This is a genomic window from Streptomyces sp. FH025 (genome assembly GCF_017427025.1).
Taxonomy (GTDB): domain Bacteria; phylum Actinomycetota; class Actinomycetes; order Streptomycetales; family Streptomycetaceae; genus Kitasatospora.
This window is the reverse complement of sequence record NZ_JAFLNG010000627.1, coordinates 1-4,570: the sequence shown is the minus strand read 5'-3', so window position 1 is coordinate 4,570 and position 4,570 is coordinate 1. Positions and strand designations below refer to the sequence as shown.

Annotated in this window: 5 protein-coding genes; 1 reads left to right on the top strand and 4 read right to left on the bottom strand. The window is 71.6% G+C overall.

Annotated features, from left to right (window positions below; genetic code table 11):
- From J0670_RS30880 to J0670_RS30865, 4 genes are all read right to left on the bottom strand, one after another.
- A partial coding sequence (locus J0670_RS30880) for a hypothetical protein (RefSeq protein ID WP_243437766.1) occupies positions 1-257 on the bottom strand: 257 nt, incomplete at its 3' end.
- Positions 254-1,138: an oxaloacetate decarboxylase gene (locus J0670_RS30875; protein WP_207815101.1), complete on the bottom strand. Its 885-nt coding sequence runs from the start codon at positions 1,136-1,138 to the stop codon at positions 254-256. The genes J0670_RS30880 and J0670_RS30875, both read right to left, overlap by 4 nt.
- A gap of 230 nt (positions 1,139-1,368) precedes the next feature.
- Positions 1,369-2,217, bottom strand: coding sequence for a class I SAM-dependent methyltransferase (locus J0670_RS30870; protein ID WP_207815098.1), 849 nt, complete (start codon positions 2,215-2,217; stop codon positions 1,369-1,371).
- A 158-nt stretch (positions 2,218-2,375) separates the two neighbouring features.
- Positions 2,376-2,912 (bottom strand): PadR family transcriptional regulator, encoded by a 537-nt coding sequence (locus J0670_RS30865; protein WP_207815096.1) that lies wholly within the window; start codon positions 2,910-2,912, stop codon positions 2,376-2,378.
- Between the two features lie 1,066 nt (positions 2,913-3,978).
- Here J0670_RS30865 and J0670_RS30860 point away from each other — a divergent pair.
- Positions 3,979-4,570: serine hydrolase (locus tag J0670_RS30860; RefSeq protein WP_207815094.1), on the top strand; the 592-nt coding region annotated here is incomplete at its 3' end.

Here is a 4,570-nt window from a genome sequence, read left to right as displayed (position 1 = left end):
AGGCCGCCGGTCAGGGACCCGGCGCCGTCGTGGTCGCTGCCCGCCGAGCCGCTGCCGTTCTGGAGGTTGGCCGTCCGGTCGACCTCCAGCCAGGAGTCGGCGTTCGAGTTGTCGATGACGGTGATCAGAGCGCCACCCGCCGCGGCCGGCACCGCCCCGACGGCGAGCGCGGCGCACGCTCCCGCCAGCCCCACTGCGGTGGCCCGCAGCACGGTGCGCGGGGAGGGCGGTGAGGGCCCGCGCGAGCCGGCCCTCATCCCGACACCGCCAGGAGCTCGCGGGAGCGGGTGAGGTTCCGCTCCAGCAGCTCGGTGGACTCCCGCACCCCGACCCGTCGGCCCTCGGTGGCCGTGGCGGGCAACCGCCCGTCGGCGACCTTCAGCCCCGCCAGCGCCTCCTCCATCGCCCGGTGCGCCGCGAACAGGCACGGCGTGCTGTAGATCGCCACGTCCACCCCGAGCCCGGCCAGCTCGGAGAGCGAGAGCCGGGGGGACTTGCCGCCCTCGATCTGGTTGAACAGCAGCGGCCTGTCGCCGACCTCCCGGCGGATCCGGCGGATCCACTCCTCACTGCGCACGCCGTCCACCAGCACCACATCGGCCTCCGTCTCGGCGAGGGCGCGGGCGCGGTGCAGGATCTCCCGCTCCTCGGTGGCGTCGGTGCGGGCGACCACCAGGAGGTCGGTGCGGTTGGCGAGGACGGCGTCGAGCTTGGCCAGGTACTCGTCCAGCGGGAGGACCTGCTTGCCGTCGGCGTGGCCGCAGCGGCGGGGGCGCTTCTGGTCCTCCAGGATCACGCCGGAGGCGCCGATGCGTTCCAGCCTGCGCACGACGTGGCAGGCGACCTCGGGATCGACGTAGCCGTCGTCGATGTCGACCAGCAGGTGGTGGCGCGGGAAGGCGCCGCGCAGCCGCTCGACGAAGCCGACCATGTCGGGCCAGGCGATGAAGCCGATGTCCGGCAGGCCGTAGTGGGAGGCGGCGAAGCCGAAGCCGGAGACGAACATGCCGTCGTAGTGCTCGGCCGCGATGGAGGCCGAGTACATGTCGTAGACGCCGATCAGCGGCGTCGTGCCGGGGCTCGCGATCTCCGCGCGCAGCCGCCGGCCGGGGAGCGTCGTGGTGGAACCGTGGAACAAGGGACTCTCCTCGCTCGCGATGATTTTGCCCGGACTTGACCTTCGCTAGACCAAGTCCAGGTGTCATCACTGTGCGCCCTTTACTGTTCCATGGGCAATTCTTTAAGTGAGAATCCCTCGTGTGAGTGAAAGGAGAACTTGAAAATATGGCAGAAATATTAGCTGCCAAACAAAGTCCGGGCAGGCCTGACCGCACGGCTGACCAGGTCCGTTGCGGCAATCGCGGTGGGTCAGATGGTGCGCCGCTCGCGCAGGGTCTGGAGGACGCGGCGGGTCGCGCGGGTGGCGACCGGGGGCAGGAGGTCCAGGGCGAGGCGGCGCGAGGTGGAGCGCACCGGGGCCTTGACCTGGTAGTTGAGCCGCAGCACGCGCTGGCCGGCGATGGTGTCCTCGTCCACGGTGTAGCCCGCGGCCCGCCAGTCGTGCTCCAGCAGGGACTGGCGGGTGGCCCCGGTGTCGCCCCAGGTGCCGTAGAACTTCATCGGGGTGAGCAGCACCGGGCGCAGGCCGCCGGTGAAGACCGCCTCCCAGACCGCCGCCGAGACGCCCGGGGTGTGCTCGGAGCGGTAGTCGTCCAGCGCGACCAGGCCGTGTTCGGAGAGCGCCGCCTTCGCCACCGCGATGTCCCCGGCGACGTGCTCGTACAGGTGCGAGGCGTCGACGTGGACGAACCGGCAACTGCCCGCCGGGATGCGGCCGTCGGCCAGCACCGAGGTGGGGGCCTGCACGATCTCGGGCAGTTCGCTGTGGAAGGCGAGGTAGTTGGACTCGAAGGCGCTGCGGGTGAGCGTCTTGCGGTAGGACATCGCCATCTCGGCCGCGTTGTCGGCGTCGCCCGCCTCGGAGTCGAACAGGTCGCAGACGGTCAGCCGCTCGCCCGGCCGCAGGTGGTCGCCGAGCAGGACGGCGCTGCGGCCGAGGTAGCTGCCCAACTCCAGGATGTCGCCGGTGGTTCCTGCCGCGCTCTGGGTGGAGAGCAGGTGTCCGAAGGCGGCCCGGTCCAGGCCGAAGAACCAGCCCGGGATGTCGTCCCGCTTCAGCGGCGCGGGGTGGGGGGCGACGGTCTCTTCAGCGGGCACGGCGGCCTCCAGGGGACGGGCGGAGCGCAGCGGAGGGGCACGCCGCGGAGGGGCGCCGTGGACGTGTGGCAGATCATCATAGCGACGCCCCGGCCCGGCCGGACCCGGTTCGGAACCGCGCGGTTTCCGCCCCCGTCACCCGCCGTTCGGCCCGCCTCCTACGCGCCCCGGTGCTCCAGTTCCGCGATGGTCTCCGCCAGCCAGGCCCGCTCGGCCGCGGTGGAGGCCCGGGCGACCAGCAGCATGCCGCGCCGGAACGGGTTCGGCTCCTGCTCGGCGGTGACCGGCCGGCCGTCCCCGTCGTAGAAGAAACTGCTCGGCGCCTCCAGGAAGGCCAGCCGGCGGCGGAGCACGGCGGCCTGCCGGGGCGGGTCGGCCAGGTGGTGCAGGAAGGCGGCGAGCGCGAAGAAGCGCAGCTGGTCGGTGATCTCCGCCTGCTCCGGGTCGGCGAGCCGCCGCAGCAGCTCGGCCCGCCCTTCCGCGGTCAGCTCCAGGACCTGACGCGGCGCCGCCCCGCTGCCCGGCTCGGTGCGGCGGTCCAGCAGCCCGGCCTTCTCCAGCCGGGTGATCGCCGGGTAGAGCGCCCCGTCGCTGACCGGCCGGGCGTGACCGGCCAGCCCGGTGATCCGGGACTTGAGCTGGTAGCCGTGCAGCGGTTGGTCGTAGAGGAACCCGAGGATCGCGAGCGTCAACACGATCGAAGCCCTTTCGTCTGCGTGCGCCCCCCGTGGCACGGGCATGTTACCTCTTGTCGAGCTACCTCGAATCGATGTAGCGCTATTCGAGGTAGCCCGCCCGAGTCGCCTTGGCGCGGCGACTCGGGCGGGATCGTCTCCGGGGGCCGCGGCGTACCGCGGCCCCACCGGCATGTCCGCGGGCCGCTCCGGAAACCGGACGCCTCCCGCGCACCTCCCGCCACACCCGCACCGGGCGTCCGCCGAATTCATCCGCGCCGCACCCGGCTCGTCCGGTCGCTTTCCCGAACAGCCACCCCAGGCATCAGTGGAATCACTCGAACATTCCTGTGAAAACCTGGTGATGGCATGCCCTCATCCGGAAGCGACGGTTTCGGCCAAAGAATTCACATCCGCGAGCAGGCGTTCCGGCCGTGGCCGGGAGTCGCACCAGGGATTTTGCGGATCCGATTCCGGGGAGAGTCGCTTTCCGTTCAATCGCAAGGGGTTGCGAGCGGGTGACCGGCCGTGAAGACTGTTCCGCGTTCGTCGATCCGAGCGTTCGGGTCGGCGATGATTGCGCGGCTCTCGCGGCCCGTGCGGAGGCTTCCGCGCGGTGGTCGCGAGGGGAGGGATCGCAAGGGGGACGGGTATGCCGAGTGCGGCGATCACACAGGTCAGGGCCGTAGCGGCGACCGGACTGACGGTCCGGGAATCCTGTCCGGGGCGGCCGGGCAGGCCTGGCCTGCCGGCGGGGTGAAGGCATTCGGCAGTTCGCCGTTCCCCCGGGCGGCCCGGAATTCCGGTCGCATTCGCACCGTCCGCTCGGGGAGCGCCGAAGCGGACCGGAACGACTGCGTGCGAGCGGGTTCAGCGGTGTACCGGTAAGGTGCCCGGTGATTCCCGTTCACGCTCCGCCGACGGTTGCCGGCAGGGCTTCCGCGCATTCCCGTCGTTCCCGCGAGTCCTGAGTCAAGGAGCGCAGGTGACCGGAAAATCCGCCGGGCGCTCCCCGCCAATCCGGAATTAATCCGCGGACGCCAAGCCGGGTCCGTACCCGAGAACCAGTCAACGGGAGCTTCCACCCATGCCGTACCGCACCCTGATGCCGGTTCGTGAGCGCGCGCCGTACCTCTTACGCCGCGAACTCCAGCACCGGCTCGACACGCTGGCGCGCACCCACCGGGTGCCCGGCGCCCAGATGGTCCTGGACACCGGGGCCGAGGTCCTCGCCCTGCACACCGGGGTGGCCGACGCCGCCACCGGCGCCCTGTTCACCGGGGAGACCGCCGTTCCGGTGGGGTCGCTCACCAAGCCCTACACGGCCGCCCTGGTGCTGCTGCTCGCCGACGACGGCGACCTCGACCTCGACGACCCGGTCGCCGACCACCTCCCCGAACTGCGGGGAATGCCCGAAGTAACGATTCGCCAACTGCTCAGCCACACCGGGGGACTGCCCACCGGACCGGACTCCGACGCGGCCGCCCGGACCACCGCGGCGCGCTACCTGTCCGCCGTGTGCGCCGCCGGGCAGGAGCTGTTCCCGCCCGGGGCCGACTTCTCCTACTCCAACGCCGGCTACGTCGCCGCCGGGCGCCTGGTGGAGACGGTGACCGGCATGCCGTGGCACGAGGCCGTGCGCACCCTGCTGCTCGAACCGCTCGGCACCGTGCCCCAGT